This is a genomic window from Celeribacter sp. SCSIO 80788 (genome assembly GCF_051054295.1).
In the GTDB taxonomy this organism is placed as follows: domain Bacteria; phylum Pseudomonadota; class Alphaproteobacteria; order Rhodobacterales; family Rhodobacteraceae; genus Celeribacter.
Map to the genome: position 1 here is coordinate 3,622,669 of NZ_CP150482.1, position 18,343 is coordinate 3,641,011.

Consider the following 18,343-nt stretch of genomic DNA (forward strand, 5'->3'; position numbering starts at 1 on the left):
TTACTCCGCCGCGGCCCAGAGCGCGTTGTGCAACTCGGTGGCGAAATGCGCGGTGCGCGGACCGAAGCCGAGAGCGGCGGGGTCGACCTGAACGAAAGCGTGGTTTTGCCCGGCGGGCGTTTGCGACAGGGCGGGCAGGTCGAGAATATCGCTCTTGTTGGCGTCATGCTCGCTCTGGCCGGTGCTGGCCATCATCAACACCACGTCGGGGGCGGCGGCGATGATCGCCTCGTCGCTCATGATCTTGTAGCCCTGAAACGCGCCGGACATGACGTTTTCTGCCCCCGTGAGCGCGATGATCCCATCCGCGCCGGTGCCGTCGCCCGCCACATTCAGACGCCCGCCCTGATTGGACAGGATGAACAGCACGCGGGGCGGGGTGCCCGCTTCGGTGCGGGCCTGATTGAGGCTGTCGAATTGCGTCTCGATTTCGGTGGCGAGGCTGTCGGCCTTGGCAGGGACGCCAAGCGCTTCGCCGACCGTGTGGATCGCCGCAATGACGGAGTCTTCGGAAAACCCGTCCTTGACCGGCACCAAGGGGATCGAGGCGGCGCGGAGCTGGTCGAGCACTTCGGGCGGACCGGCGGTGTCACGGGTGAGGATCAGGTCGGGGCCGACGGAAAGCACGCCCTCGGCCGACAGTTGTCGCATATAGCCGACATCGGGCAGGGCGTTCGCGGCCTCCGGGAATTGCGAGGTGGTGTCACGGGCAACGAGACGGTGCTCCTCGCCCAGAGCATAGACGATCTCGGTCACCGGGCCACCGATGGCGACGATGGAGGTCGCTTCCGGGTAGCTCTGCGCATGGGCAGAGAGCGGCAGGAGGAGTGCGGCGGTTAGAAAGAGGGGCTTCATTTACGCCTCCGGCAGATCGGCGAGAATCTGGTGCCATTGGGCCAGATCGTCGTCGTCATTCTCGCGCTGGCCGAAGCACTGGAAGATCAGCCCGCCGTCGGCGTCGAACGCCTCAAGCGAGACGGCGGGGCCGCGCTTCGTCGGCTTGTCGACGACATAGACTTCGGCCAGATGGTCGCCACGCAGATGCAGGTTGAAGCGCGGATCGAGCACGTTGAGCCAGGGCCCCATGGGTTTGATCGTGTCGAGCGTGCCCCAGTGGATCTGGATATTGCCGCGATTGCCGACGAACAGGACGACCTTCTGATGTGCGGCGGAAACAGCGTCGAGGAAATCCGCGACGGCCTCGGGCTTGACCTTGCGCACGAAGGGTGCACCGGCGAGGCGGTAGGCGCCGAGGCGGTTCATACCGAGTTTCGCGGCCAGACGGTTGAACTGATGGGTGTCGGTCATGCGCGCCCATTCCTCGACGAGGATGTCGCGCTTGTCCGCGTTGATCTTTGCGTCTTCCGTGGGCTGGCGCGGTTCGACTGCGATCTCCGGCGACTGGTCCTCGAGCGCCAGCACATCGACAAGCGGTTGCCAGGCATCGTGGTTTGAGCCGTCGCGCAGGAAGATTTTCTGCAACGCATCGCCCGAGGCGTCGAAGAATTGCAGCGTGCGGCGGATGCCTTTTTCGGTTTCGTTCTCGATGGCGAAGCCGAAGGTCCAGAATTTCGGGAAAATCCGTGTGTCGATCTCCTTGCCGAGCACCATGGAGGCATGCGGGCCGGATTTGTAGGTCTCGAAGGTGCCGACGCGTTCGTGCACACAGGAGGCGTTGCGGGTCAGCGCCATGACCTCGCCCAGAGCGGTGAGGCGCGGCATGACCGCGTCGGGATGGGCGGCAATCCGGGTGACGGTCATGCCCGGTGTCTGACCGGTGTGGGCGGCCACCAATTCGGCTTCGGAAATGCCGAGACTGTCGGCGAGATCGCGGTCGCGCTTACCGGTGTTGGCGGATTTCGCGGCGCGGATGTCTTCTGCGGTGAGCGGTTTGTTCATGGCGAGGCCTCACGTGATGGGTGGACGCGCGCGGGACACGAAGGACCACCCCGCGCGCTGGCTGGGGTCAGACGACCTTGGCAACGGAACGGGAGAACGGGCGGTGCGGGGAAGCCCCTGCGCCTTTTGTCATGCGGAGAACTGAACGGATCATCGGCAAGCCCCGTTTCCCAAGATACGGTGTCGGGCTGGCTGCCGCAGGGGCGCTTGCGTTTCGAGGGGAGGTATAATCCCTGAGTTATTTTGTCAAGATACTTGGCGATAGTAAGGCTGACAAAAAGGAAACGCGCCCACCGGGGGGCCGGGAGCGCGTTTTCGATAGCTCTGATGCGGTGCGATCAGGCGCGGGTCATCCGGCCATAGGCCACATCGGTGATGTCACTGCGGTTCAGCCCGATGTCGGCCAGTTCGCGGTCGGACAAAGCGTCGAGCGCTTTGAGGGTCTTGGCGGCGTGACGGTACGCGGCAAGCTTGCCGAACAGGCCAGCGCCGAACCCTTTGGAGCCGGAGACGGAGCTCGGCGCGAGGGTGTGGGTCAGGGTCGTCATGTTTGTCGGTCCTTGAATTGAAAGTTTTCAAACCGCACCAAAAATGGGCGGTATTTGTCCTGAGGCGCATATATGTCGGGCTATTTGTGAAGGCAAATGCCGGAATGACAGTCCCGTTATGCGTTATTGGCATGGCTTGTGGACATAACGGGATAGACAGCGGGCGCAGGCGGTTTGCCTGCGCGGGACACTGTTCTATAGGGAGCAGAGTAAAAGGAGATCCCCGATGAGCACAGCAACCCCGGCCACGCGCTTTCTCGACAAGGCGGGGATACCCTATGAGCTGTTCGAGTACGACTATGGCGCCGGTGGCGACGGGCCGATCGGGTTGCATGCGGCGGCGGCGATCGGCTGGGAAGCGGTGCGGGTGTTCAAGACGCTGATGCTCGAGGTCGACGGCAAACCGGCCTGCGCGGTGATCCCGTCGGATCGGTCGCTGTCGATGAAAAAGGTGGCTGCGGCGCTCAAGGGCAAAACGGCCAAGATGATGGAGCCTGTGAAGGCGGAGCGTCTGACCGGGTTTCACACCGGCGGTATCAGCCCTTTCGGCCAGAAAAAGCGCGTGCCGGTGGTGTTCGACGCCACGGTCCTCACGGTCGAGGCGCCGGTGGTGATGAACGGCGGCAAGCGCGGGCTGATGGTCTGTCTTGCGCCGGAACCGGGGATCGCGGCGCTGGCGGCGGGGGTAGCGGAGGTCAGCGTTCTCTAGAATGCGCTTGCCGACGCTGACATCGCGACAATTTTGCAGAACGCCAACATGCGGTCAAAAAAGCGTTAACAGAGCGATTCGCCTGTGCTAGCCTGAGCGCAATAAAAAGAACTAGGCAGGCTATACAGGCAATGAGAACGGGCTATTCCGGCACGTTTGTCATCGCGTGGACGCAAGGAGAGCTCGATGGGCTGTCCAATGCGCCGCTGACCGCATTGAACGTCGGCGCCACATGGCGCTGGACGGGCGAGGCGGTCTGCGTCGACGGTGCGCGTGATGTTTATGTGCTCGACGGGGCAATCGGGCGGGCGGAGCTGCACCAGCGTGCGGCGCAATCCGTGCGTCGGCTGATCGGGGCCGCTGTGGCGGATGCGCCGATCTATCAGGACAAGGAGGCGCGCGGGCGATTGTTCGACGGCGGGTTCGACGTCACCGACGGGCTCAAGCGCTATGAGATCACGCTGATCGACACGCCGCATCTCGGCGCGCCGCTTCTGATGTTCGTGGGGGAGGTGCCGCCGTCCGACACCGATCTCTGGGTGGTCTCGACCCATGTCGCCAGCGCCCGCGAGGCCGAGGAAAAGCGGCCGGGCGGGGTGATTTGTTTTACGTCCGGGACGAAAATCCTGACGCCCGAGGGGCCGCGTGCGGTCGAGGCGCTGCGCGAAGGCGATGCGGTGCAGACCAAGGACAATGGCGTGCAAAAGCTGCGCTGGATCGGTCAGCGGCATATGTCGGGTGCCCGGCTTTATGCCCTGCCGCAGCTGCGCCCGATCCGATTCCGTGCGGATGCCCTCGGGATGGGACAGCCGGACGAGGATCTCATTGTGTCGCCGAACCATCGGATGCTGTTGCGCGGGCCTGCCGCACGCGATCTGTTCAATGCCGATGAAGTGCTGGTGGCGGCGCGCGATCTGGTCAACGACCGCTCGATCACCGTGGAGCGGCATCTGCGCGCGGTGGAGTATATCCACCTGTTGTTCGACGCCCATGAGGTGATCTTTGCCAACGGGCTTGAGACGGAGAGCTATCATCCGGGTTTCACCGATCTTGCGATGATCGAGGAGGGGCAGAGGGAGCGGCTTCTGATGCGTTTCCCGCATCTCGCGGATCAGCCCGAAGATTACGGCCCGGCGGCGCGGCGGACCCTGTCGGCGGCGGAAGCGGCAATCCTTTTGCACAACGTGGCCTGAAATCGCGGTGTGGCGCTTGACTCCCGGACGCCCGGCTGTATAAGCCCGCCATCCGGTGTGCAGCGATGTGCGCCGGGTCTTCATTGGTGTTGGTGGCCCTCGCAAGAGGCAGCCTGTCAACCCGGGGCGCGGGGCAACCCGTCCGGGGAGAGGACAACGCCCTTTACATAACGGCACAAGGCGATCCGCCTTCCTGTCCCGTGGCTTGGGCGAAACGCGATTTCAGCCCGAAAAGTGGGACCCGGTTTTCGGATCAAGCTGAAATGCCATCCTAAAGGAGATCAGCCGTGACCAAACGCACGTCTGCCAAGTACAAAATCGACCGCCGCATGGGCGAAAACATCTGGGGCCGTCCGAAGTCCCCGGTCAACCGCCGCGAATACGGCCCGGGCCAGCACGGTCAGCGCCGCAAAGGCAAACTGTCCGACTTCGGTCTGCAACTGCGCGCCAAACAGAAGCTGAAAGGCTACTACGGCGACCTGACCGAGAAACAATTCCGCCGCATCTTCGCCGACGCCGAGCGTCAGCGTGGCGACACCGGTGAGCTTCTCATCGGCCTGCTCGAGCGCCGCCTCGACGCCGTCGTCTACCGTGCGAAATTCGTGCCGACCATCTTCGCAGCCCGTCAGTTCGTGAACCACGGCCACGTGCTCGTGAACGGTGAGCGCGTGAACATCCCCTCCTACCGTGTGAAAGAGGGCGACGTGATCGAGGTCCGTGCGAAATCCAAACAGCTCGTCACCGTGCTCGAAGCCGTGGCTCTGACCGAGCGTGACGTTCCGGATTACCTCGAGGTCGACCACAACAAAATGACCGCGACCTTCGTGCGCACCCCGGGCCTCTCTGATGTGCCCTACGCTGTGCAGATGGAACCGAACCTCGTTATCGAATTCTACGCTCAGAACTGATCTGAGCCGAAGATCGAAGATTTCCGAAAGGCCGTCCCTCGGGGCGGCCTTTTGCTTTGGCGTGCCAGGGTCAAGAAAACCCGGCCTGATCCGAATCTCTTTTTGCGTTATGCTGAGAAAGGTGTTTCAGGAGGCTGTGGTATGGCGGCGCGCGATATTTCGTTTGGGTCTTTCAATCTCTACAATCTGCAATCGCCGGGCATGGCGATGTATTCCGGGTCGCGCTGGACTGAAGAGGAATACGAGGCGAAGATTTTCTACACCGGGGCGGTGTTGAAGCGGATCGCGGCCGATGTGGTCGGGTTTCAGGAGCTTTGGGCCGGGGAGGCCCTTCTGGAAGCGATGCAGATGGCGGGGCTCGACGAGACGCATCGGGCGCTTGTGCCGCCGGGGCATCCGGGCAATCGCATCGTCTGCGCCGGGATGGTGCGCATGGATCTCCTTGTCGATGAACCGGAATGGATCGTCGATTTCCCTGAGGACATGGTGCTGGCCTCCGGCGGCGACGACCCGCAGCAGGACCGCATCGCCGTGGCGCTCACGACGTTTTCGCGGCCCGTCCTGCATTTTACGGTGCAGCCGCATCCGGACACGCCGGTGATCCATGTTTTTGTCGCGCATTTCAAATCCCGCCGCCCGACCGAGCTATGGCGCGAGGACTGGTACGAGGCGGATCTGCACAAGGATCACCTCAACGCGCTGGGCTATGCCGTCTCGACGATCCGGCGCACGGCGGAGGCGACGGCGCTCAGGATGATCATCACCAATCTGACGAAGGGCACGAACACGCCCGTGGTGGTGATCGGCGACATGAATGATGGCAAGCTGTCGAACACGCTCAACATCCTCACCGAGCAGCCGCAATACCTGACGGGTCTGTCGGAAGGCGGCGGCGACAATGCGCTTTATACCGCGCAGACGCTTCAGGAATATCGCTCGACCCGGGATGTCTATTACACCCATGTGTTCAAGAAGGAGCGTGAGAGTCTCGATCACATTCTGTTCTCGCAGGAGTTCTACGATCACTCGAAGCGGCGGCTCTGGGCCTTCGACGAGATGACGGTGGATAACGACCACCTCAATATCGAGGACCACAAGGCCACGGGCACCAACGATCACGGCATCCTGCGTGCGGGGTTCCGGTGGAAACCGGCGGCCGGGGCGCTCGTCTGAGCGGCTGGTCGCGGAGAAACCGAAGCACGCACGCAACAACTGCGCCTGCGGTGTTCATGCCGCTGGCAAAGTCCGGCGCGCGGCGCTAAGAGGGGCGGGCAAATTCTAAGCGAGTGGACCCATGACCCGTTTGATCGAACCGCAACCCGGCATCCTCGACATCGCTCTGTATCAGGGCGGGGCGAGCCATGTGCAGGGCGTCGATAATGTGATCAAGCTGTCGTCGAACGAAAACCCGTTCGGCGCGCCGGAAAGCGCGAAGGCAGCCTTTGCCAAGGCGGTGCACACACTCCATCGTTATCCGAACACCGATCATACCAGCCTGCGCAAGGCAATCGGCGATGTGCACGGGCTCGATCCGGAGCGCATCATTTGCGGCGTTGGGTCGGACGAGATCATCACCTTCCTTTGCCAGGCCTATGCGGGCGTGGGCGATGAGGTGATTTATACCGAACACGGCTTCTCGATGTACAAAATCTCCGCGCGCGCCGCGGGGGCGACGCCTGTTTGCGTACCCGAGCGCGAGCGCGTGGTGGATGTGGATGCCATTCTCGAAGCCTGCACCGAGCGCACCAAGCTTGTGTTCATCGCCAACCCGGCGAACCCGACCGGCACGATGATCGGCCAGCGCGACATTGCGCATCTCGCCGCCAACTTACCGTCGCAGGTGCTTTTGGTGCTCGATGGGGCCTATGCCGAGTTCGTCGAGGGGTTCGACGGCGGTGCGGCTCTGGTCGAAGCGCGTGACAATGTGGTGATGACCCGTACTTTCTCCAAGATCTACGGTCTGGGCGGCGTGCGTGTCGGCTGGGGCTATGGTCCCAAGGACATCATCGACGTGCTGAACCGGGTGCGCGGGCCGTTCAACCTCTCGGAGGCGCAGATGGCCGCGGCCGAAGCCGCCGTCAAGGATCGCGACTGGGTGGAGAAATGCCGCGAGGACAACACGCGTCTGCGCGCGTGGCTGGCCGAAGCGCTGATGGAGCTGGGCATCCCGTCCGACACGTCTTGTGCCAACTTCGTTCTGGCGCGGTTCACCGATCAGGCCGAAGCGGAAGCCTGCGACGAGTTCCTGAAATCTCAGGGCATCATTGTGCGCCGCGTGGCGGGGTATGGTTTGCCGAACTGCCTGCGGATCACCGTGGGGGACGAGGCGTCTTGTCGCCGTGTCGCCCATGTGATCGGTCAGTTCAAAGGGGAACAGGCCAGTGCGTGAGCCTGTATCTGGGGTCATTTACGACCGGGTCGCACTGATCGGGCTTGGCCTGATCGCGGGATCCATGTCCTTGGCGATGCGCCGCGCGGGTGTGGCGGGCGAGATCACGGGCTATGCCCGCTCGCAAGCCACCCGTGACACGGCGCGCGAGATCGGGCTTGTGGACCGGGTCTGTGACACCGCGATCGAGGCGGTTGAGGGCGCCGATCTGATCGTGCTTGCCGTGCCGGTGGGTGTGATGGGACAGGTCGTGGCAGAAATCGCACCGGCGCTGAAACCCGGCGCCGTGGTGACCGATGTCGGCTCCGTGAAGAAATCCGTGCTCGAAGCCGTGATGCCGCATATCCCGGAGGGCGTGCATTTCATCGGCACGCACCCGATGGCCGGGACGGAGCATTCCGGGCCGCGCTCGGGTTTTGCCGAGCTGTTCGACAACCGCTGGTGCCTGATCGTGCCGCCCGAGGGCGCGGATGAGGGAGAGGTCAAGAAGCTCGAAGATTTCTGGGCCGAACTGGGTGCCAACACCGAGCGGATGGACCCGGAGCATCACGACATTGTCTGTGCCGTGGTGTCTCATGTGCCGCACCTGATCGCCTATACGATGGTGGGTGTCGCCGACGATCTGCGCCGGGTGACCGATCAGGAGGTCATCAAATTCTCCGCCGCCGGTTTCCGGGATTTCACCCGGATCGCGGCCTCCGACCCGACGATGTGGCGCGACGTGTTCCTGACCAACAAGGAAGCGGCGCTGGAAATTCTCGGGCGCTTCACCGAGGAATTGTTTGCCTTGCAACGGGCGATCCGCACCGGCGATGGCGACACGCTCCATGATTATTTCACCCGCACCCGCGCGATCCGTCGCGGCATCATCGAGGCGGGGCAGGACACTGACGCGCCGGATTTCGGGCGTGGAAAAAAAGGCGGATGAGGGCGCGGGGCGTCATAGCCCTTGCCTTCTTTGCGGGCCTTGCCATGCCCGCCATTGCGCTTGAGACCTCGCCCGTGCCGCTGCCGCGCCCCGGGTCGGTCCCAGAGGCAAGTCCGGTCATCCAACTCCCGCCGGAAGAGACGGGCTTTCTTTCGCCAATGCCAAAACCCCGACCGCAACAGGCCCCGGCACGCAGCGTGGCGTCGGGCCCCAAAGGCTCTGTCTGTGGCATGCCCGACATTCGCGGCAAAAGTGTGAGCGCCATTGCCGGGACGGTGGCCGGATGCGGCGTGAGCCATCCGGTTCAGATCACCGAGGTTGCGGGCGTGAAACTTTCCACCCCTGCGACCGTCGATTGCCCGACGGCTCAGGCGCTTCGCCTCTGGGTGGCGCAGAGTGCCGCGCCGGTGATCGGGCGGGACGGCGGCGGGTTGGTGCAGCTCGACGTGGCGGCAAGCTATGCCTGTCGTCCGCGCAACCGGCAGGCGGGGGCAAAGATTTCCGAACATGGGCGCGGACGGGCGATTGATATTGCCGGTTTCCGTCTCAAAGACGGGACGGTGATCTCGGTTTTGTCGGGCTGGGACGACCGCAAACAGGGCAAGACGCTGCGCAAACTGCACAAGGCTGCCTGCGGGCCTTTCGGCACAGTCTTGGGCCCGGAAAGCGACGGCTATCACAAGGATCACTTCCATTTCGACACGGCGCAGTACCGCTCCGGAAGCTATTGCCGGTGAGTGTCTTTAGCGGATGACGATGCGCGGTGCTGGCCCCAGCGGGATGAACCCGAGTGTGATCATCCCGTCTTTCAGGCCCAATTCCGCGTCGATCGTGTCCTTGCGCCCGGAGAGCCCGGCCAGCATCTCGCCGCCGCGCAACGCCAGATTGCTCATGTTCTCGGGGATCGCGCCGGTGGCAATCGCCAGCTCGATCATCTCGCGCCAGTTCTCGGCTTTTACCGCCACCTTGCCAACGGGATAGCCGCGCTTGTCGACGTCGAAGGCACCGGTGAGTTTCAGTTTCAACTCACCCCAATGGGCCGAAAAATTCTCGACGTCGATATGGGTCGGCTGCGGGCGCGGGCCTTCGAGGGCGTGAATGTCCCACGGGGTGCCGAAAGTTGCGGTCATTTTGAGATCGAGTTCCTCGAAACGATCCGACAAAAGCCCCTCCGGGTCCAGCTCCTCGACCAGCCCACCGGTGGGGGCGAAACCTTGGGCATTCAGAGTGATGTCATGGGTCAACGCGTCGTCGGCGCGCCGTTGAGAGGCGATCTGCGCACTGTCGAGGGTCAGGCCCCAGGTTGCGGTCGAGATGAGTTTCAACCCGTCGATGGCCACGGAGGCATGATCGAGCGTCAGGTTCGGGCCGGGATCGACGAACAATTGCGCCTCGGCCGAGTCCTGGGTGATGTCGAGCTTCTGATAGGGGGAGGCGAGTGTCAGTTCCGGCGCCATGTGCAGGGTAAACCGGGTCGGGCGGAAGCTCTGGCTCAGGATTTCGATTTTGGGCGTCGAAAGCGCCACGCCGCTCTTAGGATCGGCCAGACGCGGTTCCATGATCGCCGTGTCGAACCGGGCCGGGAAGCCACGGGTTTTGACTTCGACGGTTTCCGCCTGCCAACCCTCACTGGCGCGGGCGTCGATCCAGGCGGCAATCGCGTGTTCCGTGCCGCGCGCACCGATGATCCAATAGCCGGAATAGAGAATGAACACGGCCAGCACGAGCCAGATCAGTTTGCGCATCTTGGGGTCCCGTCTTTTCTTTCCCGGATGGCCCGTGTTTAACGGGGGGAGGCGGGGCTGAAAAGAGGAGAGAGGGCGATGTCCTCCTATGATGCGGCGGATCACGCGCTTGTGCATGTGGATCTGCGCGAAGGGTTTTGGGTCTTTGGCTATGGCTCCCTGATGTGGAATCCGGGGTTCGAGTTTGTCGAGCGCGTTCCTGCGGTTCTGACTGGCTATGCGCGGTCTTTCTGCATGTGGTCGATCCATCATCGCGGCTCGCCCGAGGTTCCGGGGCTGGTTTTGGCGCTCGATGCGGAGGCGGGGGGCTCCTGTCACGGGCTGGCATTTCGCGTCGGGCCGGAGGTGGCGGAACAGGCGCTTGCCGAGTTGCGCGAACGCGAGCTGGTGTCTTCGGCCTATCTCGAACGCGAGGTGGTGTTGACCCTGTCGGATGGGCGCGATGTTCCGGCGCTGGCCTATGTGGTCGACCCGGCGCATGTGCAATACACCGGGCCTTTGAGCCTTGAGCGACAGGCCGAGGTGATCGCTGGCGCCTGTGGCGGGCGGGGGCCGAATTGCGACTATCTTTTCTCGACCGCCGAGCATCTGGCTCAGCTCGGGATGGAGGATCTTGAGCTGACAGAGCTTTCCGAGATGGTCCGGCATCGGCTTAAAACGTAAGGAAACGTCCGGACACGAAATCGCGTGTTGGCAGAGGGCCGGAGAGCCCCTATCGTGAGCACGAAACGTCAAGGGGTCAGGACGTCGATGGACCAACCCGATCACACGCGAAAGCGTCAGGCTAAACCGCAGGCTGAAAAGCGTCAGGCCGAGCTGAAATTCTTTTCCCAACCCGTGCGCCAGATCACGCTGATGATCGTCGTGCTTGGGCTGGTCGTGGCCGGATTGGTCATGGCCCTGCCGCGGGTCGGGCCGGTGTTCTTCGCCAATCTCTATCTCAACGGCTTTATCGCCGTGGTGTTCTTCATCGGCATTCTGTCGTGTTTCTGGCAAGTCGCCCAACTGGTCGCCTCGGTCAATTGGATCGAGCGTTTCACCGGCCAGCGTCCGAATGTGCCGGGCAAGGCGGCCCCGCGGCTGCTGGCGCCTCTGGCGGCGTTGCTGCGCGGGCGCGGCGCGCATTCGCAAATTTCGGCAAGCTCCTCGCGCTCCATCCTCGATTCTGTTGCAACCCGCATCGATGAGGCGCGCGACATCACGCGTTACATTGCCAACCTGCTGATTTTTCTAGGTCTTCTCGGGACCTTCTATGGCCTCGCCACCACCGTTCCGGCACTGGTCGACACTATCCGTTCGCTGTCGCCCTCTGAGGGAGAAGGCGCGAGCGATGTGCTGGGCCAGCTCATGGGCGGGCTTGAAAGCCAGCTCGGGGGTATGGGGACGGCCTTTGCCTCCTCGCTTCTGGGGCTCGCGGGGTCGCTCGTGGTCGGTATGCTCGAACTGTTCGCGACCCATGGGCAGAACCGGTTCTACCGCGAGTTGGAAGAGTGGATGTCGACGATCACCCGCATCGGCTTTGCCTCGGATGCGGGCGAGGGCGAGATGTCGGGGGCGGTCGCGGTGCTCGATTACATGAGCGAGCAGATGCAACAGTTGCAGGAGATGTTCACTCGCTCCGACGCCGCCCGTGTCGCGGTCGACAACCGTCTGGAACAGCTTGTGTCTTCGATGGACCGGCTGGTGTTGCAAATGGATGCGGACACCGGGGCGGCACCTTTGCTTTCGCGCATGGCTGAGGGGCAGGAGCGGCTGATCGGGGTGATGCAGAGCCGCTTTGCGACAGAGGAAGAGCCATTCGACGCCGAGGCCCGGATGCGGTTGCGCTCGATCGATGTGCAGCTTCTGCGCATTCTCGAAGAGCTGTCGGCGGGGCGGCAGGAGAGCGTGTCCGAGCTGCGTGCCGAACTGGCCGAGCTGACCCGCGTGCTGCGCGGATTGGGCGAATAACCCATGGCCGTTCTGCGCCGCTCCTCCCATCGCATGTCCGGCTCGATCTGGCCGGGGTTTGTCGATGCGATGACGGCGCTTTTGCTGGTGCTGATGTTCGTTCTGACCATCTTCATGGTGGTGCAATCCATGCTGCGCGACCAGATTTCCGGGCAGGAGCATGAACTCGATGCGCTGACCGGCGAATTGAACGCGCTGGCCACCGCGCTTGGGTTGGAACAACAGAAGAGCCTCGGGCTTGAGACTCAGATCGGCACGTTGCAGGCGACGCTGTCGGATGTGCAGGCCCGGGCCAAGGCACAGGCCGCGACCATCGAGGGGCTACAGGGCGAGAATGCCGCGCTGACCGGACGGATCGCCTCGTTCGAAGCGCAGGTGGCGAGCCTCATGGCCGAACGCGATGCGGCACTGACCGAAGGCGCGCAACTGGCGGCGCAGATCGAGGATCTGGAGGCGGCGAAGGCGCAGTTGATCACCGATCAGGAGGCCGCGCAGCTTGCGCTGGCAAAGGCGCGCGACGAGATCGACGCGGCGACGGAAGAGGCGCGTTTGGCGGCGGCGCGGCGTGAGGCGCTGGACGCTTTGGTGGCGCAGTTGAAGACGGAGACGAACGAACGGCAGGCGGCTTTGGCGGCGGCGCAGGAACAGCTTTCTCAATCGGAGAAAGACCGGCTGGCGGATGCGGCGGCGTTGAAGGCCTTGCAGGAGCGGATGGCGGGATCGGACGATGAACTGACCGCGATGACGCTGGCCTTGGAAGAGGCGCGCAAGCAGGCCGAGGAGACTTTGACGCTTCTGGCGGCGGCGCGCACGGCGCGGGACAAGTTGCAGGCCGAACTCGACAGCGATGTGTCGGATCGCGACAAACAGGCGGCGCTTTTGGCCACGGCGCAGGCGGCTCTGATCGACGAAGAGGCGAAATCGGGGGAAGGCGAACGCAAGCTGGCGCTTCTGAATGCGCAGGTGGCACAGATGCGAGAGCAATTGTCGGCGCTGCAATCGACGCTGGATGTGCGCACGGCGGCAGATACGGAGAACGAGGTTCAGATCGACAGCCTGACCCAACGGTTGAACGCCGCACTGGCCCAGGTCGCCGCCGAAGAACGGGCGCGGGCCGCTTTGGAAGAGGCGGAGCGCAAACGGTTGGAGGAAGAGGCGAAAAGCCTTCAGAGCTATCGTTCGGAGTTTTTCGGGCGGATGCGGCAAATTCTCGGCGATCGTGAAGGGGTCAAGATTGTCGGCGACCGGTTCGTGTTCTCCTCCGAGATTCTGTTCGAACCGGCCTCCGCCGATCTGGGGCCTCTGGGCAAGACGCAGATCGCGCGGGTGGCGCGCATCTTGTCCGAGGTGGCGGCGGAGATCCCGCCGGAGATCGATTGGGTCATTCGCGTCGATGGGCACACCGACAAGACGCCGCTGTCGGGGACCGGAGAATATCGTGACAACTGGGAGCTGTCTCAGGCGCGCGCGCTCGCCGTGGTGCGCTATATGGTCAACGATCTCGGCTTCGACCCCTCGCGTCTGGTGGCTGCGGGGTTTGGGGAATATCAGCCGATTGCGGTGGGGGACAGCCCCGAGGCTTTGGCGCAGAACCGTCGGATCGAGTTGAAACTCACCGAGAAATAATTTCACTTATCAATGCGAAAGCGCTCTTCGAGGCGGTCGATCTCTGCGCCCTTGCGGATCAGTTGCACCGTGGCGGTATAGCCGCCTATGGGCCACGCGCCCGGGGATTTGCGCCCGACGGCACGGAACATGCGGGCCTGATCCTTGTCGAGCAGGGCGTCGTGGCTGATCACTTCGCCGTCGGGGCCGAAGATGCTCATCCGAAGAATGTCACCTTTCAAAGTGCCATAGCCGAAGCCGAAAACCACAAGCGCAGGGCTGTCGGAACCGAGCGGGACATTGCCCGCCGTTCCCGCCTTGACGCTCTCGTAATCCGGCACCTTGGTGTCAAGGCCGAGGGTCAGAAGGCCGCCCGCGTGGTAGACCATGTCCCGGTCCCAGAGCGTGCCGTTCAACATGGCCTCTTCGCCGCAGGAGATCAGCCCGGTGGGGTTGAACGGATCGACGATCTTGCCATTGTGGCGCAGGGCGAGGTGGACATGGGGAAACTCGGTCATGCCGGAGAGACCGACTTGACCCAGAACGGTGGACGCGCCGACCTTTTGGCCTGTCTCAACCGCGATGGTGCCGTTCATCATGTGGCAATATTGCGTGCTCCAGCCGTCGCCATGGTCGATCACCACGCCGTTGCCGCATTCCTTGCCGGTGACGTCGGGCGCCCCCTCGCTGCCTTGGGGAACATCCTGCATGCCGTCGCGAATGGCCTTCACCGTGCCGGGGGCGGAGGCGAGAACATTGACGCCCTGCAACATGTCGAGCAGGACAGGGAGGGCGAAATCCGTGCCCTTGTGGCCGTCGTAACTCAATGTTCCGCAAGTGAAATCGGCGGCCCCCGGACTGGGATCGGTATCGACGTAATTCTGGATGTAACAGGTCTGGCCCAACACACAGTCGATGGGCGGGGCCAGAACCGGGTCACGGGCTAGGGCCGGGGTGGCGAGGAGGGCGGCAAGCAACAGGGGGGCAATCAGGGCACGCATGACAGACATCGATTGGGATCGTTCGCGGCACCGTTGCGCGAAGAAAAAGCCCCGTCAAGGGACGGGGCTTTTCAAAGGCTTATTCCGCGGTGAGCAGAGGCGGTTTCTTCGAACGCCCGATGCGCGGGGCACCGGGTTCTTCGATGATCAGGTCGATGTCGCCATCCTTGACGCCGATCTTGACCACGCCGCCTTTCGCGAGCTTGCCGAACAGAAGTTCTTCAGCGAGCGGTTTCTTGATATATTCCTGAATGACGCGGCCCAGCGGACGTGCGCCCATCTTGTCGTCATAGCCTTTGTCGGCGAGCCATTCGGCGGCCGGGCGGGTGAGTTCGATATGCACGTTGCGGTCCATGAGCTGGGCCTCGAGTTGCAGCACGAATTTCTCGACGACTTGCAGGATGACCTCTTTCGGCAGCGGACCGAAGGAGACCACCGCGTCCAGACGGTTGCGGAACTCCGGCGTAAACGTCCGTTCGATGGCGGCGGTGTCTTCGCCCTCGCGACGGTCGCGGCCAAAGCCGATGGCCTCTTTCGCCTGCTCGGTCGCGCCGGCGTTGGAGGTCATGATCAGGATCACGTTGCGGAAATCGACGGTGCGCCCGTTGTGATCGGTCAGCTTGCCGTTGTCCATCACCTGCAACAGGATGTTGTAAACATCGGGGTGCGCCTTTTCGATTTCATCGAGCAGGAGCACGCAATGCGGGTGCTGATCCACGCTGTCGGTCAGAAGACCGCCCTGATCGAAACCGACATAGCCCGGCGGCGCGCCGATCAGACGGGAGACGGCGTGTTTTTCCATGTATTCCGACATGTCGAAGCGCAGAAGCTCCACGCCAAGCGTGTCGGCGAGCTGTTTTGCGACTTCGGTTTTCCCCACGCCGGTCGGACCCGCGAAGAGGTAGTTGCCGATCGGTTTCTCCGGCTCGCGCAGACCCGCACGGGCGAGTTTGATCGCGGAAGCCAAGGTTTCGATGGCCTTGTCCTGACCGAAGACCACACGTTTGAGCGTCGCTTCGAGATCCTTGAGCACCTCGGCGTCGTCTTTGGAGACGTTCTTCGGCGGGATGCGGGCGATCTTGGCCACCACCGCTTCGATCTCTTTCGGGGAGATCGTTTTGCGGCGCTTGCTTTCGGCCACGAGATGTTGCGCGGCCCCGGCCTCGTCGATCACGTCGATCGCCTTGTCGGGCAGCTTGCGGTCATGGATGTAGCGCGCGGACAGTTCCACGGCGGTCTTGATCGCATCGTGGGTGTAGCGGATGTCGTGGTGTTCCTCGAAATAGGGTTTGAGACCCTGAAGGATTTTCACGGCATCGTCCACCGACGGCTCGTTGACGTCGATTTTCTGGAACCGGCGGGACAGGGCGCGGTCCTTCTCGAAATGCTGGCGGAACTCCTTGTAGGTCGTCGAACCCATGCAGCGCAGCTTGCCGCCCTGCAAAGCCGGTTTCAGCAGGTTGGAGGCATCCATCGCGCCGCCGGATGTGGCACCGGCGCCGATCACGGTGTGAATCTCGTCGATGAAGAGAATTGCATCCGGGTGATCTTCGAGTTCTTTGACCACGGCTTTCAGGCGCTCCTCGAAATCGCCGCGATAGCGGGTTCCGGCCAGAAGCGCGCCCATGTCGAGCGAGTAGATCGTGGAATGAGCCAGAACCTCGGGGGTTTCGCCATCGACGATTTTCTTGGCGAGACCCTCGGCGATGGCGGTTTTGCCCACGCCCGGATCGCCCACCAGAAGCGGGTTGTTCTTGCGGCGGCGGCAGAGCACCTGAATGCAGCGCTCGACCTCTTCGGCGCGGCCGATCAGCGGATCGACATCGCCTTTCATGGATTTCTTGTTCAGATCGACGCAGTATTTTGCCAGTGCCGATTCCTTGTCCTCGCTCGCAGGCTGGGCTTGCTGCGTCTGGGCCTCTTCCTCGTTCTGGTCGGCGCCGGTGATCGGGCGCTGTTCGCCAAAAGCCGGGTCTTTGGCAACGCCATGGGCGATGAAATTCACCGCGTCATAGCGCGTCATGTCCTGTTCTTGCAGGAAATAGGCGGCGTTGGATTCGCGTTCAGCGAAGATCGCGACGAGCACGTTTGCCCCGGTCACTTCGGTGCGACCGGAGGATTGAACATGGATCGCGGCACGCTGGATCACGCGCTGGAAAGAGGCGGTCGGGACCGCTTCGGACCCTTCGACATCGGTGACGAGCGTCGAAAGATCGTCCTCGATATAATCCAGAAGGGTTTTCCGAAGCTCCTCGAGATCGACATTGCAGGCCTGCATGACGCGGGCCGCGTCGGGTTCGTCGATCAGCGCCAGCAGGAGGTGTTCGAGTGTGGCGAGTTCGTGGCGGCGGGCATTGGCCAGCGCCAGAGCTGCGTGGATGGCTTGCTCAAGGGTGTTCGAAAATGACGGCACGTCGTTCTGTGCTCCTTCGCATTCGGGGTCTGGAGGGGGACTGGCCCCGCACCCTACCGTGGCCTCATACTCTTAAAGATCGATTGATACGCCCGAGCTTCAAGGAAAAAAGTGGTTAACGCCGGTAAATTTTTCGGAGACGCCAAGTTTTGTGCGGTTTGGGCCGAATGTGCCCCTCATTCGTTAAAAACAATCTATGATGGCTTGACAGGAAAACAAGGGGCGCTTCGCGGGTTTCAGAAGCGGTCCTTGCGCGTGCGGATCGCGGCGAACACGGCGACATCGGAGGCGTCCGCCATGCCGAGCGCCTGTTTCACCGGGGCAAGACCCGCGCGCAGGAACGGATTGGTCGCCAGTTCCAGAGACAGGGCAGAGGGCACCGTGGCCTCGCCTTTGGCGCGTGCTTCGTCGATGGCTTTGGCACGATTTTGCAGCGCGGTGTTGTCGGGCTCGACGGTGAGCGCGAAACGGGCGTTCGAGGCGGTGTATTCGTGACCCGAATAGACCATCGTGTCCGGGGGTAGGGCGGCGAAGCGCGAGAGTGTTTCCCACATTTGTTCCGGCGTGCCCTCGAACAACCGGCCACAGCCCAGAGCCATCAGACTGTCGGCAGAGAACAGGGCCTTCGCGTCGGGGATGTAATAGGCAATATGGCCGACCGTATGCCCGTCCGCGCCCATCACCCGGACCTCATGACCGGCAAACTCGAAACTCTGCCCCGGCTCGACCGCGCGGGTGAGCGGCGGCAGGCGATGCTGATCGGCTTTCGCACCGGTGATCGTTGCCCCCGTGGCCTCGAACACCCCCGCCGCGCCGTCGATATGGTCCCAATGATGATGGGTCAGCCAAATTTCGTCGAGGGTCCAGCCGCGCTCGGACAGGGCTTTGATAATCGGCGCGGGATCGGCGGCATCGACCAAGGCGGTGCGCCCGCTTACCGGGTCGTGGACAAGGAAATCGTAATTGTCGGAGAGGGCCGCGACGGTGACGATTTCGAGGGCGGGTTTCGGCGTCATCTCGGGGGCAATCTCTGGCATGGCATTCTCCGGTGTCTT

Annotated in this window: 17 protein-coding genes; 10 read left to right on the top strand and 7 right to left on the bottom strand. The window is 62.9% G+C overall.

The annotated features are described in order from the left end of the window. The 3 genes from V1471_RS18125 to V1471_RS18135 form a co-directional block, all read right to left on the bottom strand. Positions 1-855 carry a heme/hemin ABC transporter substrate-binding protein gene (locus V1471_RS18125; protein WP_434290615.1) on the bottom strand — a complete coding sequence of 285 codons (855 nt, stop codon included), beginning with the start codon at positions 853-855 and terminating at the stop codon, positions 1-3. Next, positions 856-1,899 (bottom strand): hemin-degrading factor, encoded by a 1,044-nt coding sequence (locus V1471_RS18130; RefSeq protein WP_434290617.1) that lies wholly within the window; start codon positions 1,897-1,899, stop codon positions 856-858. Between the two features lie 338 nt (positions 1,900-2,237). Next, entirely contained in the window at positions 2,238-2,447 is a 210-nt protein-coding gene (locus tag V1471_RS18135) for a DUF1127 domain-containing protein (protein ID WP_434290618.1), read from the bottom strand. Positions 2,448-2,673: 226 nt separating this feature from the next. Between V1471_RS18135 and V1471_RS18140 the strand changes: the two genes are divergently transcribed. From V1471_RS18140 to V1471_RS18170, 7 genes are all read left to right on the top strand, one after another. After that, on the top strand, positions 2,674-3,156 hold the full coding sequence (locus tag V1471_RS18140; protein WP_434290620.1) for an aminoacyl-tRNA deacylase: 483 nt from the start codon (positions 2,674-2,676) through the stop codon (positions 3,154-3,156). A gap of 131 nt (positions 3,157-3,287) precedes the next feature. Then, a complete protein-coding gene (locus tag V1471_RS18145; protein WP_434290622.1) occupies positions 3,288-4,349 on the top strand; it encodes a Hint domain-containing protein in 1,062 nt (353 codons plus the stop codon). A 287-nt stretch (positions 4,350-4,636) separates the two neighbouring features. Further along, complete coding sequence (rpsD, locus tag V1471_RS18150) at positions 4,637-5,257, top strand: 30S ribosomal protein S4 (protein WP_434290624.1); 621 nt, start codon at positions 4,637-4,639, stop codon at positions 5,255-5,257. 141 nt (positions 5,258-5,398) lie between these two features. Further along, positions 5,399-6,430, top strand: a complete 1,032-nt coding sequence (locus V1471_RS18155) for an endonuclease/exonuclease/phosphatase family protein (RefSeq protein WP_434290626.1) — start codon at positions 5,399-5,401, stop codon at positions 6,428-6,430. Between the two features lie 121 nt (positions 6,431-6,551). Next, a complete protein-coding gene (gene hisC, locus V1471_RS18160; protein WP_434290628.1) occupies positions 6,552-7,646 on the top strand; it encodes a histidinol-phosphate transaminase in 1,095 nt (364 codons plus the stop codon). Next, complete coding sequence (locus V1471_RS18165; protein ID WP_434290630.1) at positions 7,639-8,574, top strand: prephenate/arogenate dehydrogenase family protein; 936 nt, start codon at positions 7,639-7,641, stop codon at positions 8,572-8,574. The genes hisC and V1471_RS18165 overlap by 8 nt, the downstream gene beginning before the upstream one ends. 230 nt (positions 8,575-8,804) lie before the next feature. Further along, the gene (locus V1471_RS18170; protein ID WP_434290632.1) at positions 8,805-9,311 is read left to right on the top strand and encodes an extensin-like domain-containing protein; all 507 of its coding nucleotides are present in this window, start codon (positions 8,805-8,807) and stop codon (positions 9,309-9,311) included. A 6-nt stretch (positions 9,312-9,317) separates the two neighbouring features. Here the strand turns inward: V1471_RS18170 and V1471_RS18175 are convergent, their stop codons facing one another. Further along, a complete protein-coding gene (locus tag V1471_RS18175; RefSeq protein ID WP_434290634.1) occupies positions 9,318-10,319 on the bottom strand; it encodes a DUF2125 domain-containing protein in 1,002 nt (333 codons plus the stop codon). A 78-nt stretch (positions 10,320-10,397) separates the two neighbouring features. On the opposite strand from V1471_RS18175, the gene V1471_RS18180 reads away from it, so the two are divergent. The 3 genes from V1471_RS18180 (at position 10,398) to V1471_RS18190 (ending at position 13,895) form a co-directional block, all read left to right on the top strand. After that, positions 10,398-10,982 carry a gamma-glutamylcyclotransferase gene (locus V1471_RS18180; RefSeq protein WP_434290635.1) on the top strand — a complete coding sequence of 195 codons (585 nt, stop codon included), beginning with the start codon at positions 10,398-10,400 and terminating at the stop codon, positions 10,980-10,982. An 87-nt stretch (positions 10,983-11,069) separates the two neighbouring features. Then, positions 11,070-12,269, top strand: coding sequence for a biopolymer transporter ExbB (locus V1471_RS18185; protein WP_434290977.1), 1,200 nt, complete (start codon positions 11,070-11,072; stop codon positions 12,267-12,269). A 3-nt stretch (positions 12,270-12,272) separates the two neighbouring features. After that, positions 12,273-13,895 carry a peptidoglycan -binding protein gene (locus V1471_RS18190; protein ID WP_434290637.1) on the top strand — a complete coding sequence of 541 codons (1,623 nt, stop codon included), beginning with the start codon at positions 12,273-12,275 and terminating at the stop codon, positions 13,893-13,895. A gap of 2 nt (positions 13,896-13,897) precedes the next feature. Here the strand turns inward: V1471_RS18190 and V1471_RS18195 are convergent, their stop codons facing one another. The 3 genes from V1471_RS18195 to gloB form a co-directional block, all read right to left on the bottom strand. Next, on the bottom strand, positions 13,898-14,884 hold the full coding sequence (locus tag V1471_RS18195) for a M23 family metallopeptidase (RefSeq protein WP_434290639.1): 987 nt from the start codon (positions 14,882-14,884) through the stop codon (positions 13,898-13,900). A gap of 70 nt (positions 14,885-14,954) precedes the next feature. Then, positions 14,955-17,288 (bottom strand): ATP-dependent Clp protease ATP-binding subunit ClpA, encoded by a 2,334-nt coding sequence (gene clpA / locus V1471_RS18200; protein WP_434290640.1) that lies wholly within the window; start codon positions 17,286-17,288, stop codon positions 14,955-14,957. 236 nt (positions 17,289-17,524) lie between these two features. After that, a complete protein-coding gene (gene gloB / locus V1471_RS18205; RefSeq protein ID WP_434290642.1) occupies positions 17,525-18,325 on the bottom strand; it encodes a hydroxyacylglutathione hydrolase in 801 nt (266 codons plus the stop codon). Positions 18,326-18,343: the final 18 nt, after the last annotated feature.